Raw genomic sequence first — 24,774 nt, 5'->3', positions numbered from 1 at the left:
TCGACACGATACTTATTTTCGACTACACTATCTGTACTATTCAAACAACAAGGGAAGGGGAGATAATAAATGCATCCATTGATCATTGCCAACTGGATTTTGTTTCTCGCGGTCGTGGCCTACGCGCTTGCGTTGTTCACATATCTAATCAAAACACGCATTCAATTTATCAAACTGGGGAGAAAAGAAGAGTTTGATAATAACATTTCGGAACGTCTCCGCAAAATATGGATTTACGTCTTCGGACAAAAGAAATTATTAAAAGATAAAAAGAGTGGAGCTATCCACGTTATGTTTTTCTACGGGTTTTTACTCGTACAGTTTGGAGCTATCGATCTTGTCTGGAAAGGGTTAAAACCGGGATCACACTTACCATTTGGTTCAGTATATCCTGTCTTTACAATCTTCCAGGAAATCGTTGCTGTGACAATACTTGTCGCGGTAGTGTGGGCATTCCACCGCCGTTATGTTGAGAAGCTTGTGCGTTTAAAACGTGGGTGGAAATCCGGACTTGTCCTTATTTTCATCGGGGGACTCATGCTTTCAACATTACTTGCAAACGGTATGAACATGATTTGGCAAGGACATGAAACGACATGGATGGAACCAATCGCATCGACGATTGCTACAGTATTCAGTTTCATGCCGGAAACTGGGGCGGCCGTCATATTCTTCATTGCTTGGTGGATCCATCTGCTAATCTTACTGACGTTCCTCGTCTATGTGCCACAATCGAAACATGCGCACTTGATCGCAGGACCTGCTAACGTTTATTTCCACCGTCTTGATCATGCAGGCCGTTTAAAGCCAATCGACTTCGAAGCATTGGAAGATGTAGAAGAAGGAGAAGAGATGCCGCCGCTTGGAGTAGGTAAAATAACTGACTTCACGCAGCTCCAAATGATCGATTTATACGCTTGTGTTGAATGTGGACGTTGTACGAATATGTGTCCAGCATCTGGAACAGGTAAAATGCTGTCTCCGATGGATCTCATAACGAAACTACGTGATAACCTGACAAATACAGGCGCACTTGTGACAAAGCAGAAACCGTGGGTACCAACACTCGCGTTCAATAAAACAAAAGGCAACCAGATTGCATTTGCAGCTGGACTTGAAGGCGCTACAATGGATGACATTTACAACCCGTCCCTCATCGGCGATATCATCACGGAAGAGGAAATCTGGGCTTGTACAACATGTCGTAACTGTGAAGACCAATGTCCGGTTATGAATGAACATGTTGACAAAATCATTGACCTTCGCCGTTATCTTGTTATGACAGAAGGAAAAATGGATCCGGATGCACAGCGCGCGATGACAAACATCGAACGTCAAGGGAATCCATGGGGGCTTAACCGTAAAGAGAAAGAAAACTGGAGAGATGCACGTCCAGATCTTCATATTCCAACGGTCAAAGAATTGAAAAAAGCGGGCGAAGAATTTGACTACCTGTTCTGGGTGGGTTCAATGGGGTCATTCGACAACCGTTCACAAAAAATCGCCTTATCATTTGTCCATCTGATGAATGAAGCGGGCATCAAGTTCGCCATTCTTGGCAATAAAGAGAAGAACTCTGGAGATACGCCGCGTCGTTTGGGGAATGAGTTTTTATTCCAAGAGTTGGCTACCGCCAATATTGAAGAATTCGAAAAAGCGGGCGTCACAAAACTTGTCACGATTGATCCGCATGCCTACAATATTTTCAAAAATGAATACCCTGACTTCGGATTTAAAGCAGAAGTAGTTCATCATACGGAAATGCTTTACGAACTTGTTGTCCAAGGGAAGTTGAAACCGGAGCATGCAATCGACGAAACAATTACGTTCCATGATTCATGTTATCTAGGTAGATACAACGACGTTTATGATCCGCCACGTGAAATTCTTAAAGCAATTCCTGGTGTTAATCTCGTCGAAATGAAACGTAATCATGAAGACGGCATGTGCTGTGGAGCGGGTGGAGGACTTATGTGGATGGAAGAAGACACGGGCCACCGTATCAACGTCGCTCGTACAGAACAAGCACTTGAAGTCAGCCCGGGAATCATATCATCCGGCTGTCCATACTGCTTGACGATGTTGTCAGACGGCACGAAAGCGAAAGAAGTAGAAGAGTCTGTTGGCACATATGATATCGCCGAACTACTAGAACGTTCGATTTTCGGTGAGGATTGGCAGCCAGCTGAAGAGGTTGTAGTAGAATCGATTTTGCAATAAGCCATTGCGGAACAATCAGTATTGTCGTACAATTAATAGAATAGTGAACTATGATTTGTGAAATCAAAAGGAGTGGAAACACTCCTTTTTTCTTAAACTCTTATCGAGCGAGCGTTCAGTCGCTCGATTCAAATGAGAATGAAAGCGTTACCAACAATCATCAAAGGGGCGATAGATATGGGAAGAACGGTCATAGTAAATGGGGCAAGAACACCATTCGCAAAATTAGGCGGAGCGTTAAAGTCACTGACGGCAAGCGATCTTGGGGGGATTGCTATCAAAGATGCATTAAATCGTGCGGGCGTGAAAGCAGATGAAGTCGGTGAAGTCATCATCGGAACGGTATTGCAAGCAGGCCAAGGTCAAATTCCTTCTAGGCAAGCAGCGACGAAAGGTGGACTTCCTTGGTCGGTGAAAACGGAGACCATCAACAAAGTATGTGCATCAGGCATGCGCAGCGTAACTCTTGGCGACCAGTTGATCCGTCTTGGCGATGAAGAAGTCATTGTTGCGGGCGGTATGGAGTCTATGTCCAATGCCCCTTATTACGTACCAAAAGCACGATTTGGGTTGAAAATGGGTGATGCAGAACTGATCGACGGTATGATCTACGATGGACTTTCTTGTTCATTCTCACCCGACCGCGTTCATATGGGCACATACGGTAACTCGACAGCTGAAGAATTTGCACTGACGCGCGTTGCACAGGACGCATGGTCGCTCCGAAGTCATGAACGTGCATTGCAAGCGATCGACGCAGGATTGTTCGCGGAAGAAATCGTTCCGGTTGAAATTCAACAGCGTAAAGGAGATCCGATTTTAGTTGATACGGATGAAGCACCACGCCGCAACACATCGCTCGAATCACTGGCGAAATTGCGACCGGCATTCGGCAAGGACGGCACAATTACGGCAGGAAACGCACCAGGCGTTAATGACGGAGCATGTGCACTTGTGTTGATGAATGAAGAGCGTGCGCTAAAAGAAGGAAAAACACCATTAGCAGTCATTATTGGTCATGCAGAAGTGGCTATAGAACCTGCAAACTTCCCGCAAACACCTGGGCTTGTCATTAATGCATTACTTAAAAAGACGGGTAAGAAACTAGAAGATATAAAACTCTTTGAAATAAACGAAGCATTTGCAGCTGTTGCTCTCGCAAGTTCACAAATTGCAGAACTGGATCCTGAAAAAGTGAACGTCAATGGCGGTGCAGTTGCACTCGGTCACCCGATTGGCGCAAGCGGAGCGCGTATTATCTTGACACTTGCGCATGAACTGAAACGCCAAGGTGGCGGTATCGGTATTGCAGCAATTTGTTCAGGCGGAGGCCAAGGCGACGCAATTATGATCGAAGTAGCAAAATCGGAATAATGTGGAGGCGTTAATCAATGGATATTAAAAAAATAATGGTGATCGGTGCAGGACAAATGGGCGGAGGAATTGCTCAAGTCTGTGCACAAGCCGGCTTCGACGTAAAACTGAATGATATAAAAGAAGAATCATATGCTAAAGGGCTTGCAGTTATTACAAAGAATCTGTCTCGCAATGTCGAAAAAGGTCGCATGACAGAAGATGAAAAATCCGCAGTCCTTGGTCGCATAACGAAATCACTCGATCTGCAAGATGCATCGGACGTTGACATTGTCATCGAAGCAGCAGTTGAAAATATGGATATCAAAAAGTCCATATTCGCGAAGTTGGACGAAATCGCTCCGCAACATGCAATTCTTGCATCCAATACATCTTCACTTCCAATCACGGAAATCGCGGCGGCAACAAAGCGTCCTGAACAAGTGATTGGCATGCATTTTATGAACCCGGTTCCAGTGATGAAACTAGTTGAAATTATCCGCGGTCTTGCAACTGCTGACGAAGTGTACAAAGCGGTGGAAGACATGACAGTGAAATTGTCTAAAACACCGGTAGAAGTAAATGACTTTCCAGGATTCGTCGCAAACCGAATTCTTATGCCGATGATTAACGAAGCAATTTACACGCTCTATGAAGGCGTTGCAACCGAACAAGCGATTGACGAAGTCATGAAACTCGGCATGAATCACCCAATGGGGCCGCTTCAGCTTGCAGACTTTATTGGACTCGATACATGTCTATATATTATGGAAACGCTACACGAAGGATTTGGCGATTCGAAATATCGCCCATGTCCCCTCCTGAGAAAATATGTAAAAGCAGGATGGTTAGGGAAGAAGTCAGGCCGAGGATTTTACGTTTACGAATAACTAATGCTTACATTTAAAGGGGAAATCATAATGGATTTAACATTCACCGAAGAACAGCAGATGATGCGCGACATGGTACAAAGTTTTGCGAAGACTGAAATCGAACCGTTCATTCCACGTATGGAAGCTGGGGAATTCCCACGTGAAATTTTAAAGAAAATGGGCGGACTCGGCTTGATGGGCATTACTGTCCCAGAAGAATATGGTGGGGCAGGTATGGATTTCATCTCATATATTAGCGCCATCCATGAACTGTCGAAAGTAAGCGCCGTCGTCGGTGTCATTCTTTCCGTTCATACATCGGTTGGAACTAACCCGATTATGTATTTCGGTAACGACGAACAGAAAAACCGTTACCTCCCAAAATTGGCAAGCGGCGAATACCTTGGTGCTTTCTGCCTGACAGAAGCATCATCTGGTTCTGACGCAGGATCTCTTAAAACACGTGCGGTCAAAAAAGACGATCATTATGTGCTTAACGGTTCTAAAATGTTTATTACCAACGGTGGGGAAGCAGATGTCTACATCGTCTTTGCATCGACAGATCCATCTAAAGGGACTTACGGTATCTCAGCATTCATCGTCGATAAAGATACACCTGGCCTCGTCATTGGAAAAGATGAACGGAAAATGGGACTTCACGGTTCGAGAACAGTAGAGCTGTCGTTTGATCAAATGAAAGTTCCACTAGAAAACTTACTCGGTGAAGAAGGGGGCGGCTTCAAAATTGCGATGGCAAATCTTGATGTCGGTCGTATCGGCATCGCGGCGCAAGCACTCGGTATCGCAGAAGCAGCACTTGAAGCGGCAACAGGTTACGCGAAAGATCGTGTTCAGTTCGGCAAGCCGATTGCTGCTCAGCAAGGCGTAGGATTTAAACTTGCGGACATGGCAACTGCAGTCGAAGCAGCAAAACTACTCGTCTACCGCGCTGCACAACTGCGTGCAGAAGGACTCCCGTGTGGAAAAGAAGCCTCGATGGCTAAGCTATTTGCTTCAAAAGCGGCAGTCGAAGGATCAATTGAAGCAGTTCAAGTATTCGGCGGTTATGGCTATACAGAAGATTACCCAGTCGAGCGCTATTTCCGTGACGCAAAAGTAACTGAAATCTACGAAGGCACAAGTGAAATTCAACGTATTGTTATTTCGAAACATCTGATGAAGTGATGTACGCGTTCTTAGTGTAATTGCAACTATGAAGTTTTAATTGTAACTACCTACGTGTAATTGCAACTATGGGATTCTAACTGCAACTTTCCAATCGTAATTGCAAACCGAACAACGAAGAGTTCGGTTTGTATAATTCCTGTGCCCTTTACAGGAATTATACAATAAATACCAATGATGAATACCAACCAAATACCAAATAAGGTGGGAAACCCAATGAACTTTAAATTATCCGAAGAACACGAAATGATCCGTAAAATGGTCCGCGACTTTGCGGAAAATGAAGTCGCACCAACAGCAGCAGAACGTGATGAAGAAGAACGTTTCGACATGGATATCTTCAAGAAAATGGCGGACCTTGGCCTAACAGGTATTCCTTGGCCTGAAGAGTATGGCGGCATCGGCAGTGACTTTCTCGCATATTGTATCGCTGTAGAAGAACTGTCACGCGTTTGTGCGTCAACAGGCGTCACGCTTTCTGCGCACACATCTCTAGCGGGATGGCCGGTATTTAATTACGGAACGGAAGAACAAAAACAACAATACCTTCGTCCAATGGCAGAAGGTACGAAAATGGGGGCATACGGTCTAACGGAGCCAAGTTCTGGTTCTGATGCAGGCGGCATGCGCACAACGGCGAAACGTGACGGCGACGACTACGTAATAAATGGTTCTAAGATTTTCATTACAAACGGCGGCATTGCGGACATCTACATCGTCTTCGCAGTTACTGATCCAGATTCAAAACATAAAGGAACAAGCGCATTTATCGTAGAAAAAGATTTCCCTGGTTTCTCAGTTGGGAAAAAAGAGCGTAAACTCGGCATTCGTTCATCGCCTACAACTGAAATCATGTTCGACAACTGTCGTGTACCAAAAGAAAATCTTCTTGGTGAAGAAGGGCAAGGCTTCATCATCGCTATGAAAACACTTGACGGCGGCCGTAACGGAATTGCTGCACAAGCAGTCGGGATTGCACAAGGGGCACTTGACGCAGCTGTTGACTATGCGAAAGAGCGCGTTCAATTCGGTAAACCTATCGCTGCAAACCAAGGCATCGGCTTTAAATTGGCAGATATGGCGACAGCAACGGAAGCTTCAAGATTGTTAACATACCAAGCTGCATGGCTCGAGTCGAATAATTTACCATATGGTCAAGCATCTGCAATGGCAAAACTAATGGCTGGAGATACAGCTATGAAAGTTACAACAGACGCTGTTCAGGTTTTCGGCGGTTACGGGTATACAAAAGATTATCCTGTTGAGCGTTATATGCGTGATGCGAAAATTACGCAGATCTACGAAGGAACGCAAGAAATTCAGCGTCTCGTTATCTCCCGAATGCTGACGAAATAAGCGGGGAGGTGTAGGAAAGTGAATAAACGAGAAGTGAAATCGTCTGTCAAAGATGAAAGTCTGATTGAAAAACGGCGTGAACAGATGATTCGTGGTGCGGTGAAACTTTTTAAAGAAAAGGGATTCCATCGCGCAACAACCCGCGAAATCGCGAAAGAAGCGGGATTTAGCATCGGAACGCTTTATGAATATATACGCACCAAGGAAGATGTACTCTATCTCGTTTGTGACAGTATTTATAACGAAGTGCATGACCGCCTTTCTGCCCTGCCTACCCAAGAAGGGACAGTGGATGGACTGCGAGTGGCCATTAATCAGTATTATCATTTGATTGACGATATGTCGGACGAATTTCTGGTCATGTACCAAGAATCAAAATCACTACCGAAAGATGCACTGCAATATGTTCTGAAAAAAGAAATGGAAATGGTCGCTTTGTTCGAGAATCTTTTAGAAATGTGTGCAAAGTCGGGGGAACTGCGCATTTCAGAAGAAGAAGTCGGCATCGCGGCACATCATATCGTCGTACAAGGACAGATGTGGGCATTTCGCAGATGGGCATTGCATAGAAGTTATACGATAGAAACCTATATACGTGTTCAAACAGACCAACTTTTTAAAGGGTTAATTGGGTAAAACGTTCATTAATGCAAAGGGGTGTTCCACATATGGCAACAGTTGAGATTTATAAACCGAAACACCATATCCGGTTCGTTACAGCGTCGAGTCTTTTCGACGGGCATGACGCATCCATCAATATCATGCGTCGTATTATGCAAGCGAGCGGCGCAGAAGTAATTCACTTGGGGCATAATCGTTCAGTCGAGGAAGTTGTCAACGCGGCCATTCAAGAAGACGTTCAAGCAATTGCGATGTCTTCGTACCAAGGCGGGCATGTTGAGTACTTTAAATATATGTATGACCTTCTTCAGGAAAAAGGGGCACCGCATATTCGCATTTACGCAGGTGGCGGCGGAGTTATCATCCCGAAGGAAATCAAAGAACTGCATGACTACGGTATTACATGGATTTTCTCTCCTGAAGATGGGCGCAAAATGGGTCTTCAAGGGATGATTAATCGGATGTTGGAGCAATGTGATTACCTCACAGCGACTGACAATGAAATGGAAAACCTTGAAAAAATAACTGTCGACCAACCCGAAATCCTCGCGAATGTCATTACGTACGTGGAAGAAATGTACGGTCAGGACGACGCGCAAGCAGCTGCAGTTGTTGAAAAAGCACGTACACTTTCTAAAAATACACCGGTTCTTGGGATTACTGGAACAGGTGGGGCGGGGAAAAGTTCGCTCACTGACGAATTAATTCGTAGATTCCTCCACGAACTACCGGAAAAAAGAGTCGCAATCCTATCAATTGACCCAACGAAACAGAAAACAGGTGGGGCTCTACTTGGTGACCGTATTCGTATGAATGCCATCTTCAATAAGCGCGTATTCATGCGAAGTCTCGCAACACGTGGTTCCCGTACAGAGCTTTCTGGAGCGATTCGGGATGTGTTAGACATTGTAAAAACAGTCGGTTTCGACCTAATCGTTGTTGAAACAAGTGGAATCGGGCAAGGGGATGCTGAAATTACGGAAGTTTCCGATGCTTCGATGTATGTCATGACAAGCGAATTCGGTGCGCCGACACAACTTGAGAAGATTGACATGATTGATTTCGCAGACCTGATTGTCATCAATAAATTCGAACGTAAAGGCTCTGAAGATGCATTGCGCCAAGTGCAAAAACAGTATCAACGCAGTCATCTTCTGTGGGATAAAGATCTCGATACAATGCCAGTGTACGGCACAATCGCAAGCCAATTCAACGACAAAGGGACGAATTCACTCTTTGCAGCACTTGTTTCCGTATTGAACGACAAATGCGGCCTCGACTGGGAAACGTCTTACGGACAATTCGTCAAAACACAAAAACAAAACGTCATCATCCCGAACGACCGTCAGCAATATTTACGTGAAATCTCTGATACGGTCCGTGGGTACCATAAAAAATCTGAAGTGCAGGAAACGCTTGCACGCAAATTATTCCAGCTCGAAGGAGCCATTCAAACGGTCAACGAACAAGCGCCAGACGATGCGCTCGTGACTTCACTGCAATCACTTGCGGAAGGCATTAAAGAAGAATTGACGTCAGAGTCAAAACGTATCCTCGCAAACTGGGATAAATTGAAAGAAGCCTACGCGGGCGATGAATTCATCACAAAAGTTCGCGGTAAAGAACTGCGCACTGCTTTGACAACCACAAGTCTTTCAGGATTAAAAATCCCGAAAGTCGCGTTGCCGAAATTCAAAGATTACGGTGAAATTCTTCGCTGGGTTTATAAAGAAAACGTCCCGGGGTCCTATCCATATACAGCTGGCGTATTCCCATTCAAACGTGAAGGCGAAGATCCAAAACGTCAATTTGCCGGAGAAGGAACGCCGGAACGGACGAATCGTCGTTTCCACTATTTATCGAAAGATGACGATGCGAAACGACTGTCAACGGCGTTCGACTCTGTGACATTATACGGAGAAGACCCGGATGAACGTCCAGATATTTACGGAAAAGTTGGGGAGTCTGGCGTCAGTATCTGTACGTTAGAAGATATGAAGAAACTGTACGAAGGTTTCGATCTGTGTGCACCGGCAACGTCTGTTTCCATGACTATTAACGGTCCAGCACCGATTATTCTTGCCATGTTTATGAATACAGCAATCGATCAACAAGTGCGCATCAACGAGGAAAAACTTGGGCGGGCACTAACGGTTGAAGAATTCATTGAAGTCAAAGAAGGAACGCTTCAAGCAGTTCGTGGAACAGTGCAAGCAGATATTCTGAAAGAAGACCAAGGACAGAATACATGTATCTTCTCGACGGAATTCGCGCTGCGCATGATGGGGGATATCCAGCAGTACTTCATCGATGAAAAAGTACGTAATTATTACTCTGTATCGATTTCTGGCTACCATATCGCAGAAGCAGGCGCAAACCCGATTTCACAATTGGCATTCACACTGTCAAATGGCTTCACATATGTAGAGTATTACTTGAGCCGCGGCATGAATATCGATGATTTCGCCCCGAATTTATCGTTCTTCTTCTCGAATGGCCTTGATCCGGAATATACGGTTATCGGACGCGTTGCTCGCCGCATTTGGGCAGTCGCGATGCGTCAGAAATACGGCGCCAACGAACGTAGCCAAAAATTGAAGTACCATGTCCAAACATCAGGCCGCAGCTTGCACGCGCAGGAAATTGATTTTAACGATATCCGCACAACGCTGCAGGCGCTTATGGCATTGCAGGATAACTGTAACTCGCTCCATACGAATGCGTATGACGAAGCCATTACAACGCCAACGGAAGAATCAGTTCGTCGTGCGATGGCAATCCAAATGATTATTACAAATGAGCACGGCCTGTCGAAAAATGAAAATCCGCTTCAAGGCGCATTTATTGTCGATGAATTAACGGATCTCGTTGAAGAAATGGTCTTGCGCGAATTTGAAAGCTTAAATGACCGCGGCGGCGTGCTCGGTTCGATGGAAACACAATACCAACGCGGTAAAATCCAAGAAGAATCGATGCATTATGAAATGAAAAAGCATTCAGGTGAGTTGCCAATTATTGGCGTTAACACATACTTGAACCCGAATCCACCGTCGTCTGATGACGTCGATAACATGGAAATCGCGCGTGCCACACAAGACGAGAAAGAAACACAAATCCTCAACTTACGTGCATTCAAAAGCTTGCATGCCGATCAAACCGAAGAAGCCTTGAAGAAGTTGAAAGAAGTAGCTGTTTCAGGCGGCAACATCTTCCAAGAACTAATGGAAACGGTAAGAGTAGCAAGCTTAGGGCAAATTACCAACGCGTTATATGAAGTAGGCGGGCAGTATAGACGGAATATGTAATACGAAATGCGGAAGGCGTCTGGGCGCTGGAGCTGGACAATTAGGGATGGCAGTCTAAAAGCGCAACTGCATAACCGACTTCCTGTAGGCATCGAATCCGTGCAAACTTCGGTTTAGCACGGATTTTCCTTTTTTAGTGTGTAGTACCGTCCGCTGTCATAATGCGTTTTACTCCATGCTGCCGGGGATTGCCCCATCTATGTAAATCGGGCGAGAGGCATCCCCAAGCGCCATAGCGGTATTGAATGAAATCACTATGTCCATTATTCCCCTGGAAAGTGTTTGGTATGTACTTTTCTTTTATATGGATATTGCTTGTAATTTTCACGTATAATAGAGAGAATGACTGGAAGGGGTGCGGGCGTGAAACTATATATACATATATTGATCATAGCCACCCTTGCCACCCTCTTTTTTCTGCTATATGATAAAGGATTAGGTGCTATCCCTTTTTTACTTTCTGGGGCTTATTTGGGGTTTATTTGTGTGACAGAACTTCGACACTCCAAAAAGAATAAAAGAATGTAGCATATTTTGGACTGTATTGTTTATAATGATAAGTATGTTTGTGTTTATAGAAAGGACGTGCGTTAATTGAACATCCGTGAAATGACGAAAGAACAACTGATAGAAGAATCGATGATTGATATCGCATATGCGGTTTTGGCGGAAAGAAAAGAACCGCTAACATTGCTTCAGCTGATGGACGCAATCCGTAAACTGAATGGCATAACTGAACGAGTTATGAGAACAAAATTACAACAATTCTATACAGACATGAACATTGACGGGAGATTCCTTGCTATCAACGACAACCGTTGGGGATTGCGCGAATGGTATCCGGTCGATCAAATCGAAGTAGAAACAGCTCCAGTCGTAAAAGTACGCAAGAAGAAAAAGAAAAAAGCGTTGCTTGAAGACGATGACATCATTGAAGACGAGGATGACGAGGATGAGTTGTTCGATGAAGAATTCGATGAACTAATCGATGACGATGAAGACGACGATGACGACGACGAGGAAGAAGAAGACGTTGTCGAGATCGAAGTAGATCTTATTGATCCAGACGACGAGCTTGAAATCATCCCTGATGATGCAGAGCTTGAGCTTGATGAAGAAGACGAAGAAGAGGAAGATGAAGACGAGGATGAAATCAAGGAATAATTACTTGACTTCACACGTCCGACACTATAACATTTTGACTGGGCTCCTTAAATGGACATGAATCAGTGTATATGCGCTCCTCCTGTAGATACTGTCTACAGACGGGGCGCTTTTTATTGTTTTAACATTATTCCGCAGAACTCCAAACCCCTGCTGAATAATGTTAAAGCCTCCGGCGGATGTCACAGATTTTGATGGGAATGAATTGAGTAGACTCACGGCCTGCGTGATGCAGGTTGGTTAGCTGTTGTCGCAAGGAAGCGACGCATTTACGCTAACTTCCTTACTTGATCTGTACGCAATTACGCCAAGGCGAATTTGATTTAACTAGAACGAACCAGACGAATGGAGGAGTAAAACATGACAAAGTATATTTTCGTAACCGGTGGCGTTGTCTCATCACTAGGTAAAGGTATCAACGCAGCATCACTTGGACGACTATTAAAATCTCGAGGACTTCAGGTGACAATCCAAAAATTCGATCCATACATTAACCTTGACCCAAGAATGATGAGTCCTTTACAGCATGGTGAGGTCTTCGTTACAGAAGATGGAGCAGAAACGGATCTAGACCTAGGTCATTATGAACGTTTTATTGACATCAAATTGAACAAGTATTCGAATGTTACGATGGGGAAAGTATATTCATCTGTCCTACAAAAAGAACGTCGCGGTGAATACAATGGAGCAACTGTCCAAGTCATCCCTCATATTACAAATGAAATCAAAAGCCTGATCAAACGTGCTGGAAAAGAAACGAACGCAGACGTCGTCATTACAGAAATTGGTGGCAGTGTCGGCGATATCGAATCCCTTCCTTATCTAGAAGCACTTCGTCAGATGAAAACGGATCTTGGGAAAAGTGACGTTATGTATATTCATAACACCCTTATTCCTTACTTGCATGCAGCCGGTGAAATGAAGACAAAACCTACACAGCATAGTGTTAAGGAACTTCGGAGTCTCGGAATTCAGCCAAATATGATTGTTGTACGAAGCGAATATCCAGTACCGCAAGAAATGAAAGATAAGATTGCTTTGTTCTGTAATATCAAACCAGAAGAAGTCATCGAAGCACTTGACGCGGAAACGCTATACGAAGTACCACTTAGATTGCATGAACAGAATATGGATCAAATCGTAGTAGATTTCCTTGAACTTGAGACGAAACAACCTGATATGACAGAAATAAAAGAACTAGTAACACTTGTGAAATCCCTTTCGAAAAAAGTTCGTATCGGACTTGTCGGGAAGTATGTTGAAATGCAGGATGCATATATTTCAGCGGTTGAAGCACTTCGTCACGCAGGTTACGGTTTCGACACAGAAATTGAAATAAAATGGATCAATTCGGAAGATGTAACAGCACAGAGTGCAGCTGAATTATTATCGGATGTCGACGGAATCCTCGTTCCAGCTGGTTTTGGAAAACGTGGTATAGATGGTAAAATTGAAGCAATTACTTATGCCCGTATAAATGGCATCCCGTTTTTCGGAATCGGCTTAGGCATGCAATTAGCTGCAGTCGAATACGCACGCAATGTTATGGGAATCGAAAACGCTCATTCAGTTGAATTTGATAAAGACACGGAAAATCAAATTATTGAGAGTCCTCCTGAAAGTAATGGTAATCCAGAAAGTTACTTCAGACTTGGCGCTTACCCATGTAAATTAAAAGAAGGAACGAAAGCGCGTGCTGCTTACGGCGAAGAGTTGATTTACGAACGTCACCGTAATCGCTATGAATTTAATAATGAATACCGCGAGCAATTCGAAGCTGCAGGTATGAGGATTTCTGGTATAAGCCCGAATGAACAACTCGTGGAAATCATAGAATTAGAAGGTCACCCATTCTTTGTCGGTGTCTCGTTCCACCCAGAATTCGCATCACGCCCAACACGCCCACAACCGCTATTCCGCGAGTTCTTAGGAGCGATAATCGCTGGAAAAGAATAACGTTTCGGTTGCAACCTGTTGGACTAGCCGTATATAGAGCGCGCGACCGATTATATATGCCGCTCAACCAAGCATATCGGGCATCTAACTGATCGTATATACCATGAACCGAGCATATCCATCGTCTATCCAATCATATGTATTGGTCAACCGAGCATATCCGCCGTCTACCCGATCATATATGCTGGTCAACCGAGCATAACTGCCGTCTACCCGACCATATATATCAGGTACCCGAGCATATCCGGCATCTACCCGATCATATGTATTGGCCAACCGAGCATATCCGTCGCTCGACCAATCATAACCGTCACTCAACCAATCATATCCACCAATCACCAACTAAAAAAGCTGCACATAAACGGGGAATTCCCGCTTATGTGCAGCTTTTACTTATTTTTAATCCATGTCTAAAATCATTTCATCATAGGCAATCTTCACAGCTTCATAAACAAACAACGCACTGAGCGCATGCGGCTGAACAATCCGTTCACCGTCGTCACCTGGTAATAAACCACGTGTAAGCCCAGTCGATATATATGTATAGGATAATTCTGCAAGTTCATTGCTGCTGCCCGGTTTTTCAGCGGCGAGCGCGGCAAAAGGAATGAATCGTCCAGCAAGTTGCTGTGCAAGTTCCAATGCAGGCCTATCCGTCGCAGCCCGAGTTAATAGCCAAATCCGGTCGGCTGCTGTAATGTCCATCCCGAACTCATAACGAACGGCACCGCTAAGTGGTTCGATACTGTGAAAGGCGGTTGCAGTAACTGCCTCCATTTCACCGAATCCCGCAATAATAACACGACCTTCCCCAATTGTTGCCTGTGCGAGAAGACGGGCTGTTTCTTCAATAGACTCTTCACCATTTCCGGCGATACGCTGAAGAAGTCCGCTGATTTGTGTCGTCAACATTTTCAAAATTACCACCTCCACCTAATTATAGGAAAAGGAGCATGGAAAGCAAAGGACAAAGTTTTGTCAAAAAAAGAAGGGTATCTGTGACATTTGTCAAATAAGTAGGTATAACAACATGGGATTGCAGAAAGAGGGAATGGAGATTGAAAAGTCTTTTAATTGTGGATGATCAAAAGGGGATACGACTTTTGTTGGATGAAGTATTCCGCCGGGAAGGGTTTAAAACAACCCTCGCAGCAAATGGATTAGAAGCGCTCCAAGCGGTGGAACAAGAAGTACCAGGCTGTGTCCTGCTTGATATGAAAATGCCAGGCATAGATGGATTAGAGGTTTTAAAAAGATTAAAAATTGGCTGGCCAGAGATACCAGTCATCATGATGACTGCGTACGGTGAAATTGAATTAACAGAAGATGCATTGAAAACTGGGGCTATGAAATATTTTACTAAGCCGTTTGATATTTATGAAGTCCGTGATGCGGTGAACGCAATGTTTGAAAACTGACAAAGCAGGCAGTGGTAAACACTGGCTGTTTTTGTTATGATATTGGTGGTATACAATAATCACACTATTCTTTTCAAGATCCTAAGGAGGAATTCGCATGGCACTTGTCTCCATGAAAGAAATGATGATCAAAGGGAAAAAAGAAGGGTACGCAATAGGTCAGTTTAATATAAACAACCTTGAATATACGCAAGCGATTTTACTAGCGGCACAAGAAGAACAATCTCCTGTTATCCTTGGGGTATCCGAAGGTGCAGCACGTTATATGGGCGGTTTCACAACGGTTGTCCACATGGTGAAAGGTCTTATGCACGATTATAAAATTACAGTTCCTGTTGCAATTCATTTGGATCACGGTTCAAGCTTCGAAAAATGTAAAGAAGCGATTGAAGCAGGTTTCACTTCCGTTATGATCGACGCTTCATCAAAACCACTTGCAGAAAATATTGAAATTACGAAAAGTGTAGTTGATTATGCGCATGAACGGGGAGTTTCTGTAGAAGCAGAACTTGGGGTCGTTGGAGGCCAGGAAGACGATATTATTGCTGAAGGCGTCATTTATGCGAACCCTGCAGAATGTAAAGAGCTTGTGGACAAAACAGGAATCGACTGTCTTGCACCTGCATTAGGATCAGTCCACGGACCATATAAAGGCGAGCCAAACCTTGGTTTCAAGGAAATGGAAGAAATCTCAAGTCAATCTGACCTACCGCTTGTCCTTCATGGCGGAACAGGTATTCCGATAAAAGATATCCAAAAATCTATTTCATTCGGAACGGCTAAAATTAACGTCAATACAGAAAACCAAATACAAGGAACAAAAGCTGTACGCGAAACACTTGCGGCAGACGCTGAAGCCTATGATCCACGTAAATTCTTGACGCCAATGCGCGATGCCATCAAAGTAACGGTTATTGGTAAAATGCGCGAATTCGGTAGTTCACAAAAAGCTTAATTATATTTAGTTAACAGAAAGAGGAGAAACATCAATGGTGATGTATTCTCCTTCTTTTAAGAGTTTTTCGGAGCTCTTCATAAAGTTTTTACTATAGAGTATTCATTCATTATAAGGGGGATTTTATTCATGAAGTTTTTCATTGATACAGCTAATTTTGAAGAAATCAAAGAAGCGCATACTTGGGGCATACTATCAGGAGTTACAACAAATCCTTCACTTGTTGCGAAAGAAGATGTACCTTTTCATGATAGGTTGCGAGAAATTGCAGCACTTGTCCCTGGTTCAGTCAGTGCAGAAGTCATCGCACTTGATGCTGAAGGCATGATCAAAGAAGGACGAGTATTGGCGGAAATTGCTCCAAATATTACGGTGAAATTGCCAATGACACCTGAAGGATTGAAAGCTTGTGCGGTCTTTTCACAGGAAGGCATCAAAACAAACGTAACACTTATCTTCAGTGCAAATCAGGCACTTCTTGCAGCACGTGCAGGAGCGACATATGTTTCCCCATTCCTCGGCAGACTCGATGACATTGGACAAGATGGCATGGCGTTGGTCTCTACAATTGCAGATATCTTCTCAATCCACAATATCAAAACAGAAATTATTGCTGCATCCATCCGCAGCCCACAGCATATTACAGACGCAGCGCTTAGTGGTGCAGATATTGCAACGACACCTTTCAACGTGTTGACGCAGCTATTCAAGCACCCACTTACGGATAAAGGAATCGAAGCATTTCTTGCGGACTGGGAAACAAGAAAGAACAAGTAAGGCATCAAAGGAGAGTCATATGGACGTTTATAAAATAACAGGCGGCAAACCATTACGAGGTTCAATTAAAGTGAGTGGCGCTAAAAACAGTGCAGTTGCACTTATCCCTGCTTCTATTCTGGCTGATTCCCTAGTTACAATCGAAGGACTGCCAGAAATTTCGGATGTCGTTACCCTTCAGGCGCTACTGGAAGATATCGGTGGGAAAGTTGAATTTAATAAAGGAACGATGACGATTGATCCAACAGAAATGATGTCGATGCCACTTCCGAACGGTAACGTGAAGAAGCTTCGTGCATCCTACTATATGATGGGCGCGATGCTTGGAAGATTCAAGCACGCGGTCATCGGCTTGCCAGGTGGTTGTCATCTGGGGCCACGACCAATAGATCAGCATATCAAAGGTTTCGAAGCGCTCGGCGCGAAAGTAACCAACGAACACGGTGCCATCTATTTGCGTGCGGAAGAATTACGCGGTGCAAAAATCTATTTGGACGTCATCAGTGTTGGTGCAACAATTAATATCATGCTCGCAGCAGTTCTCGCAAAGGGTCGTACGACAATTGAGAATGCAGCGAAGGAACCTGAAATCATTGACGTCGCTACACTGTTGTCCAATATGGGTGCGAAAATTAAGGGCGCAGGAACGAATGTCATTCGTATAGATGGCGTGGAAAAACTTCACGGCACAAAACATACAATTATACCTGATCGAATTGAGGCAGGTACTTTTATGATTATGGCCGCAGCAGCGGGCGATGGCGTTACAATTGACAATGTCATACCGTTCCATGTTGAGGCGCTCACGGCGAAGCTTCGTGAAATGGGTGTGGATATTGTTGAAGGAGAAGAACAAATCTTCATTCCAAAGTCGAGAAATCTGCAAGCCGTCGATGTGAAAACACTTGTATATCCAGGTTTTCCAACGGATCTCCAACAGCCATTTTCTGTGTTACTATCGCAAGCAGCTGGACCTTCCGTCATTACGGATACAGTTTACTCGGCTAGATTTAAGCATATCGACGAGCTCACAAGAATGAATGCTGATGCGCGAGTTGAAGGACGGTCGGCGATTCTAGCTGGACCGACGCCGCTTCAGGCGGCAACAGTACGCGCATCCGACCTTCGCGCAGGGGCCGCGCTCGTTATTGCGGGACTCATTGCCGACGGAGTGACGGAAGTACAAGAAATTCAGCACATCGAGCGCGGGTATAGTTCCCTTATCGAAAAACTTCAGGGAATTGGAGCGGATATCCGCAAAGTATCGATTTCGAAAGAAGCAATCGTGGGCGAATGAACGACCCAGCACCAGAAAAAATTATGCTATAATTAGTCAGAGTGGCAAAACTTACGGGATTTAACCGTATACCAGGAGGCACACAAATGGAACGCAGTTTATCGATGGAATTAGTTCGTGTTACAGAAGCAGCAGCAGTATCAGCTTCACGCTGGATGGGACGCGGCTTGAAAAATGAGGCGGATGACGCTGCAACAACAGCAATGCGTACAGTATTCGATACTATTCCGATGCAAGGGATTGTCGTAATTGGTGAAGGGGAAATGGACGAAGCACCGATGCTTTATATTGGTGAAAAGCTAGGGACTGGAATTGGTCCTGAAGTGGACGTAGCTGTTGACCCGCTTGAAGGAACAAATATTGTCGCAGCAGGCGGCTGGAATGCACTTGCAGTTCTTGCTATTGCGGATAAAGGCAATCTTCTGAATGCACCAGATATGTATATGAACAAAATCGCTGTTGGCCCTGAAGCGGTTGGTAAAATCGATATCGATGCATCCGTAACTGAAAACCTTATGGCTGTTGCTAAGGCTAAAAATAAAAACATTGGTGACATTGTTGCAACTGTCCTTAACAGGGAACGTCACGCTGCTATCATCGAAGAAATTCGGGCTTCAGGCGCACGCATTAAGCTTATCAATGATGGTGATGTTGCAGCAGCCATCAATACTGCTTTTGATGAAACCGGAGTAGACATTTTATTTGGACTTGGCGGAGCACCAGAAGGTGTTATTGCTGCAGTTGGATTGAAATGCCTTGGCGGCGAAATTCAGGGTAGACTGGTTCCGTCAAATGATGCAGAACGTGAACGTTGTATCAAGATGGGAATCGACGTCGACAAAGTGCTTTACATGGACGACCTTGTCAAAGGGGACGACGCCATATTCGCTGCAACTGGCGTAACAGATGGAGAACTTCTTCGTGGCGTGCAATTTAAAGGCGGTTACTGTGAAACACATTCATTAGTCATGCGTTCGAAATCCGGCACAATTCGTTTTGTTGAAGGCCGTCACAGCATGGAGAAAAAACCTCTGCTTGTCATGCAAGACTGATATAGCTCATCGCCCGGTCATAAACCGGGCATCTTCGCTTGTATAGGAAGTACCTGTATATATCCAGAAGGTCCTCGTCTGAAGTGGATCTTCAGGATATATTCATTATGATATACCTTCCTAGATTAACCTCAAAAATTCAACCCATTAACCTAAAGAGTGGTGCCAAAAGATGACAGTGCTAACAATATCAGCGTTGGAGAATATGATCTTAAAAGAGTTATATGCCCATGCAAAAGAATATAAAATTGCTTATTACAGCAAGTTGACGAAAAGGGAACTTATTTTTGCTATATTGAAATCGAGGGCGGAACAGGAAGGCTTCTTCTTCATGGAAGGTGTTCTTGAAATTATTCAATCCGAGGGCTACGGCTTCCTTCGTCCAATCAACTACTCACCAAGTTCGGAAGATATTTATATATCCGCTTCACAAATCCGACGTTTCGATCTTCGAAACGGTGATAAAGTAAGTGGGAAAGTTCGGCCACCAAAAGAATCAGAACGCTATTACGGTCTTCTACAAGTGGAAGCTGTCAATGGAGAAGATCCAGAAGTAGCACGTGAACGCGTGCATTTCCCGGCTCTAACTCCTCTTTATCCAGACCGTCATATCAAACTTGAAACGGATCCATTAAAGCTATCGACACGTATTATGGATCTTATCTCACCGGTTGGTTTCGGTCAGCGTGGACTCATTGCAGCTCCGCCAAAAGCAGGGAAAACATTGTTATTGAAGGAAATTGCGAATTCAATTACACTGAATCATCCTGACGCGGAACTGATTGTTCTTCTGATTGATGAAAGACCAGAAGAAGTGACTGATATCGAACGCTCCGTTAAGGCCGATGTCGTCAGCTCAACATTCGATGAGTTACCAGAAAATCACGTCAAAGTGGCGGAACTTGTATTAGAACGGGCGATGCGACTTGTAGAGCATAAGCGGGATGTTATCATTCTTATGGATTCCATCACACGGCTTGCGCGCGCGTATAACCTTGTTATTCCATCAAGTGGACGCACACTGTCAGGTGGTATCGATCCAGCTGCATTCCATCGTCCAAAACGATTTTTCGGGGCAGCACGTAATCTTGAAGAAGGCGGTAGCTTGACCATTCTTGCGACGGCTTTGATCGACACAGGTTCACGCATGGATGAAGTCATCTATGAAGAATTCAAAGGGACAGGCAATATGGAATTGCATCTTGACCGCAATCTTGCGGAACGACGGATCTTCCCAGCGCTCGACATACGCCGCTCAGGTACACGGAAAGAAGAATTGCTTATTCCAGCTGACCAGCTTGAAAAGCTATGGGCGATTCGTAAAACATTTTCCGATTCGCATGACTTTACAGAACGTTTCATGAAGAAATTGCGTCTCACAAAAACAAATGAAGAGTTCTTCGATAAATTAAATGACGAAATGAAAGCCCACCGTAATGGTAAAGGGTTGCTATAATCAAAAGCCCATGGTGACTGCTTTGCCTAAGTAAACTAAGCGAAGGCGCCTTACAAGGGGGAGCCGAAGCCCTAAGACTGGCGGCGAAGCTGCTTGACTTAGGGCGGGAGGCATCCCCGAGCGCCGTAGCGAATTTAGTGGAATTCTTTAGTACAGCATATGTCGTAGCAAATAAAATAGTTGCATCTACAAAAAAAACTTGTTATAATATTTTAGGTAACTTAAATAATATCTGCGTGCATATACGGTTGACGAATACGGACCGTGTAAGGCATCAGTCTTATAATACAACTCTGTTCCAGATGGTTCAGGGCGAAAGGAGAGAGATTGATGAAAGCAGCAATTCACCCAGCTTATAAAGTAGCAACTGTTACTTGTTCATGTGGTAACACATTTGAAACAGGTTCTGTAAGAGAGGACATCCGAATTGAAGTTTGTTCGGAATGCCACCCATTCTACACTGGACGCCAGAAATTTGCTCAAGCGGACGGACGTGTCGACCGCTTCAACAAAAAATATGGTCTCAAAGAAGAAGGCCGCGAAGAAGAAGGCCAAGAGTAAGATTTTCACAATACCCGTCAGGTGCACATGCGCCGGGCGGGTATTTCTTTTTGGAGAAAAATGTGACTAACACATTTAGGTCTGAAATAAAAGACGTTAAATGCAACTGATTTTAGGGTATGATAGATAATCTAATGATATGAAAATAAATAATTATATAGAGGCAACTGGAAGGAGATTCACCATGTACGTAACAATGCAAGGCGGTTGGATTGAGGTCATTTGCGGTAGTATGTTTTCAGGGAAATCCGAGGAATTGATTCGACGAATAAGAAGATCGCAGTTCGCTAAACAAAAAATTGCGGTATTCAAACCGGAAATCGATGATCGTTTTAGCGAAGAAGCCGTCGTCAGCCATAATGGGACAACTGTTATCGCGAATCCGATTGCTAGCTCAAACCATATTGAGCAGTTTGTCACCGAAGATTATGACGTAATCGCAATCGATGAAGCTCAATTCTTCGACGAAGGTATCGTCGACGTCGTGATGGAATTGGCCAATCGTGGATTCCGAGTAATCGTTGCTGGACTTGACCAGGATTTCCGAGGCGAACCATTCGGGCCGATGCCACGTCTAATGGCTGTGGCTGAACACGTTACCAAATTACAGGCTGTCTGCACAGTGTGTGGCTCGCCCTCTAGCCGAACGCAGCGCCTCATTAACGGCACGCCTGCGGGCTATGATGATCCCATTATTCTAGTCGGCGCTTCAGAAGCGTACGAACCAAGATGTCGCAAGCACCACGAAGTACCAAAAGGCGTAACAGCTACAGCAACTGTAAAAGGATAACAGCAATCAAGCCCGTCCGGCAGAAGAGGGCGGGTTTTTTAGTGTGAAAGGGTGCGGGTGTTGATGTTGCCATGTTTCTTTGGAGTGTTGTCTAGTCTTTCTGTAACGTTACGAACTTCGCGAAACGTTGTTAACTTCCGCAAGAATGTTGCGAACATCGAACGAAGCGTAGCTTACTTCAGCGTCGACGTTGTCTACATTCACCAAAACGTTGTTAACTTCCGCAAGAACGTTGCGAACTTCGTGCGAAGCGTTGCTTACATTCGCCGAAATGTTGTCTACATTCACCGAAACGTTGCGAACCTATCGAAACGTTGTTAAGTTCCGTAAGAACGTTGCCAACTTCGTGCGAAACGTTTCTTACTTCCGCTACGACGTTGTCTACATTCACCAAAACGTTGCGAACTTCACGCACAACGTCAGCATCAGTGAAATAATTGTATTTACCAAGAGATTTCCCGTACAATAAACGTACAAAACAGTCCTGAAAATGAGGTGTCCACAATGTTTGAAAGGTTACAAGCAGTAGAAGACCGATATGATCATTTGAATGAAATGCTCAGTGATCCCGCGGTAGTAAGTGACATGACGAAACTCCGGGAGTACTCGATAGAACAATCCGGCTTACAGGAAAAAGTTGAAGTCTATCGTGACTATAAACATGCAAAAGCTGAACTTAAAAGCGCTAAAGAAATGTTGAACGAATCTCTCGACGATGAAATGAAAGAACTTGTCAAAATGGAAGTTTCCGAACTGGAAGACCAAATCGAATCATTCGAAGGAAAGTTAAAGTTATTGCTCGTGCCAAAAGATCCGAATGATAACAAGAACGTTATTATGGAAATCCGGGGCGCAGCAGGTGGCGATGAAGCAGCATTATTTGCCGGTAGCTTATTCCGCATGTACAGCCGTTTCGCGGAAATGAACCACTGGAAAGTCGAAGTGTTGGATTCGTCTCCGACAGAACTCGGTGGCTTTAAAGAAATTATTTTCTTGATTAATGGAACGGGTGCTTATTCAAAATTGAAATATGAAAACGGAGCGCACCGTGTACAGCGGGTTCCGGAAACTGAATCCGGTGGGCGTACACATACATCGACAGCAACTGTCGCATGCCTTCCTGAAGCAGAAGAAGTTGAAATTGTTATTCATGAAAAAGATATTCGGACGGATACATTTGCATCATCCGGTCCTGGAGGTCAGTCGGTCAACACAACGATGTCCGCCGTTCGATTGACGCATCTTCCAACTGGCATCACGGTGTCGATTCAAGATGAGAAATCGCAAATCAAAAATAAAGAAAAAGCGATGAAAGTATTACGGGCACGCGTTTCTGATAAATTCACACGTGAAATCCAAGATGAGTACGATGAAAAAAGGAAATCAGCAGTCGGTACAGGCGACCGTTCTGAGCGGATTCGCACATACAACTTCCCACAAAATCGGGTAACTGATCACCGTATCGGCCTGACGATCCAGAAACTTGATCAGATTATTGAAGGTAAACTCGATGAAGTTATCGACGCACTTATTATGGAAGAACAGGCATATCGTCTAGAAAGTTTGGATCGCAATGACTGAAAAAATCTATGAAGCTCTTCAACGGGCTTCTTCTTTATTGGAACAACAAGGCATTGAACCACATGCTGCACAGCTCCTTATGGAATTTGTCACACAAAAGTCTAGGGCTTCTTTATTTGCAGATGTACAGGAACAACTTACAGGCGAACAACACAAGGACTTTTGGGATAAAACCGACGAACTGCTCGAAGGAAGACCCGTACAATATGTAATTGGTGAAGAAGGTTTCTACGGCTACACCTTCAAAGTGGATGAAAATGTTCTTATCCCGCGTCCAGAAACAGAAGAGCTCGTTTACGGCGCGCTTGAACGAAGCCAGAAACTCTTCGCCACTAAAAAAATTACCGTTGCAGATATCGGAACAGGTAGCGGTGCAATCGCAGTTTCATTCAAAAAAGAATGGTCCGAAGCTCTCGTTACTGCAACGGACATCAGTGAAGGTGCGCTTGCAATCGCGAAGCATAACGCAAAAGCAAATGACGCCGACGTGACTTTCCTGCAAGGCGATCTTACTGCACCGATTGCGAAGGACAAATGGGATGTCGTGTTATCCAACCCGCCCTATATCGCACATGATGAAGCGACTTTAATGTCAGGTACAGTCCTCGATCACGAACCGCATAATGCATTATTTGCGGATGAAGATGGACTTTACTTTTATCGAAAACTTGCTGAAACATTGCCGCCACTTATGAACAAGCCCTCCCTCGTCGCAGTCGAAATCGGTTACCTTCAGGGACCAGATGTGCATAAGTTATTCACAGAGGCATTTCCGGAGGCTTTAGTTGAAATAGTAAAAGATATTAACGGCAAAGATCGAATGATATTTTGCGAGACTCGTGAATAAATCCCCCT

The 24,774-nt window shown here is 44.4% G+C and carries 21 protein-coding genes; 19 read left to right on the top strand and 2 right to left on the bottom strand.

The annotated features are described in order from the left end of the window. Positions 1-69 precede the first annotated feature (69 nt). The 9 genes from MKY15_RS05040 to MKY15_RS05000 all read left to right on the top strand — a co-directional run bounded on the left by MKY15_RS05040 (position 70) and on the right by MKY15_RS05000 (position 14,032). Positions 70-2,220 carry a (Fe-S)-binding protein gene (locus MKY15_RS05040; RefSeq protein WP_342539181.1) on the top strand — a complete coding sequence of 717 codons (2,151 nt, stop codon included), beginning with the start codon at positions 70-72 and terminating at the stop codon, positions 2,218-2,220. 177 nt (positions 2,221-2,397) lie between these two features. Beyond that, a complete protein-coding gene (locus MKY15_RS05035) occupies positions 2,398-3,594 on the top strand; it encodes an acetyl-CoA C-acetyltransferase (protein WP_342539179.1) in 1,197 nt (398 codons plus the stop codon). Between the two features lie 17 nt (positions 3,595-3,611). Continuing rightward, positions 3,612-4,463, top strand: coding sequence for a 3-hydroxybutyryl-CoA dehydrogenase (locus MKY15_RS05030; RefSeq protein ID WP_342539177.1), 852 nt, complete (start codon positions 3,612-3,614; stop codon positions 4,461-4,463). Between the two features lie 30 nt (positions 4,464-4,493). Then, on the top strand, positions 4,494-5,630 hold the full coding sequence (locus MKY15_RS05025; RefSeq protein ID WP_187045931.1) for an acyl-CoA dehydrogenase: 1,137 nt from the start codon (positions 4,494-4,496) through the stop codon (positions 5,628-5,630). 216 nt (positions 5,631-5,846) lie between these two features. Continuing rightward, a complete protein-coding gene (locus tag MKY15_RS05020; protein WP_067213186.1) occupies positions 5,847-6,986 on the top strand; it encodes an acyl-CoA dehydrogenase in 1,140 nt (379 codons plus the stop codon). Between the two features lie 18 nt (positions 6,987-7,004). Continuing rightward, positions 7,005-7,622: a TetR/AcrR family transcriptional regulator gene (locus tag MKY15_RS05015; protein ID WP_067213183.1), complete on the top strand. Its 618-nt coding sequence runs from the start codon at positions 7,005-7,007 to the stop codon at positions 7,620-7,622. A gap of 32 nt (positions 7,623-7,654) precedes the next feature. Continuing rightward, positions 7,655-10,912 (top strand): fused isobutyryl-CoA mutase/GTPase IcmF, encoded by a 3,258-nt coding sequence (gene icmF / locus MKY15_RS05010; RefSeq protein ID WP_340740897.1) that lies wholly within the window; start codon positions 7,655-7,657, stop codon positions 10,910-10,912. A 594-nt stretch (positions 10,913-11,506) separates the two neighbouring features. After that, on the top strand, positions 11,507-12,076 hold the full coding sequence (rpoE, locus tag MKY15_RS05005) for a DNA-directed RNA polymerase subunit delta (protein WP_187045929.1): 570 nt from the start codon (positions 11,507-11,509) through the stop codon (positions 12,074-12,076). Positions 12,077-12,436: 360 nt separating this feature from the next. Then, complete coding sequence (locus MKY15_RS05000) at positions 12,437-14,032, top strand: CTP synthase (RefSeq protein WP_067213177.1); 1,596 nt, start codon at positions 12,437-12,439, stop codon at positions 14,030-14,032. Positions 14,033-14,116: 84 nt separating this feature from the next. On the opposite strand, the gene MKY15_RS04995 is transcribed toward MKY15_RS05000, so the two are convergent. Both MKY15_RS04995 and MKY15_RS04990 read right to left on the bottom strand, forming a co-directional pair. Beyond that, positions 14,117-14,350, bottom strand: a complete 234-nt coding sequence (locus tag MKY15_RS04995) for a hypothetical protein (protein ID WP_342539175.1) — start codon at positions 14,348-14,350, stop codon at positions 14,117-14,119. A gap of 81 nt (positions 14,351-14,431) precedes the next feature. Next, positions 14,432-14,944, bottom strand: coding sequence for a DUF2529 family protein (locus MKY15_RS04990; RefSeq protein ID WP_342539711.1), 513 nt, complete (start codon positions 14,942-14,944; stop codon positions 14,432-14,434). A gap of 146 nt (positions 14,945-15,090) precedes the next feature. Between MKY15_RS04990 and MKY15_RS04985 the strand changes: the two genes are divergently transcribed. The 10 genes from MKY15_RS04985 (at position 15,091) to prmC (ending at position 24,766) form a co-directional block, all read left to right on the top strand. Beyond that, a complete protein-coding gene (locus MKY15_RS04985) occupies positions 15,091-15,450 on the top strand; it encodes a response regulator (RefSeq protein WP_187045928.1) in 360 nt (119 codons plus the stop codon). 97 nt (positions 15,451-15,547) lie between these two features. Further along, the gene (locus MKY15_RS04980) at positions 15,548-16,405 is read left to right on the top strand and encodes a class II fructose-bisphosphate aldolase (RefSeq protein ID WP_067213174.1); all 858 of its coding nucleotides are present in this window, start codon (positions 15,548-15,550) and stop codon (positions 16,403-16,405) included. 129 nt (positions 16,406-16,534) lie between these two features. Then, positions 16,535-17,182, top strand: coding sequence for a fructose-6-phosphate aldolase (gene fsa / locus MKY15_RS04975; protein WP_067213173.1), 648 nt, complete (start codon positions 16,535-16,537; stop codon positions 17,180-17,182). Positions 17,183-17,201: 19 nt separating this feature from the next. Then, positions 17,202-18,479: a UDP-N-acetylglucosamine 1-carboxyvinyltransferase gene (locus MKY15_RS04970; protein WP_067213170.1), complete on the top strand. Its 1,278-nt coding sequence runs from the start codon at positions 17,202-17,204 to the stop codon at positions 18,477-18,479. An 86-nt stretch (positions 18,480-18,565) separates the two neighbouring features. Beyond that, on the top strand, positions 18,566-19,531 hold the full coding sequence (glpX, locus tag MKY15_RS04965) for a class II fructose-bisphosphatase (RefSeq protein ID WP_067213167.1): 966 nt from the start codon (positions 18,566-18,568) through the stop codon (positions 19,529-19,531). Between the two features lie 172 nt (positions 19,532-19,703). Further along, positions 19,704-20,987, top strand: a complete 1,284-nt coding sequence (gene rho, locus MKY15_RS04960; protein ID WP_187045927.1) for a transcription termination factor Rho — start codon at positions 19,704-19,706, stop codon at positions 20,985-20,987. 330 nt (positions 20,988-21,317) lie between these two features. Continuing rightward, complete coding sequence (rpmE, locus tag MKY15_RS04955) at positions 21,318-21,548, top strand: 50S ribosomal protein L31 (RefSeq protein ID WP_187045926.1); 231 nt, start codon at positions 21,318-21,320, stop codon at positions 21,546-21,548. Between the two features lie 184 nt (positions 21,549-21,732). Further along, positions 21,733-22,338 carry a thymidine kinase gene (locus tag MKY15_RS04950; protein WP_187045925.1) on the top strand — a complete coding sequence of 202 codons (606 nt, stop codon included), beginning with the start codon at positions 21,733-21,735 and terminating at the stop codon, positions 22,336-22,338. Between the two features lie 504 nt (positions 22,339-22,842). Beyond that, the gene (gene prfA, locus MKY15_RS04945) at positions 22,843-23,919 is read left to right on the top strand and encodes a peptide chain release factor 1 (protein ID WP_067213157.1); all 1,077 of its coding nucleotides are present in this window, start codon (positions 22,843-22,845) and stop codon (positions 23,917-23,919) included. After that, the gene (gene prmC / locus MKY15_RS04940) at positions 23,912-24,766 is read left to right on the top strand and encodes a peptide chain release factor N(5)-glutamine methyltransferase (protein WP_187045923.1); all 855 of its coding nucleotides are present in this window, start codon (positions 23,912-23,914) and stop codon (positions 24,764-24,766) included. The genes prfA and prmC overlap by 8 nt, the downstream gene beginning before the upstream one ends. The last annotated feature ends 8 nt before the right edge of the window (positions 24,767-24,774 follow it).

This window comes from Sporosarcina sp. FSL K6-1540 (assembly GCF_038620285.1).
Classification (GTDB): Bacteria; Bacillota; Bacilli; order Bacillales_A; family Planococcaceae; genus Sporosarcina; species Sporosarcina psychrophila.
This window is presented reverse-complemented; position numbering and strand designations above follow the sequence as displayed.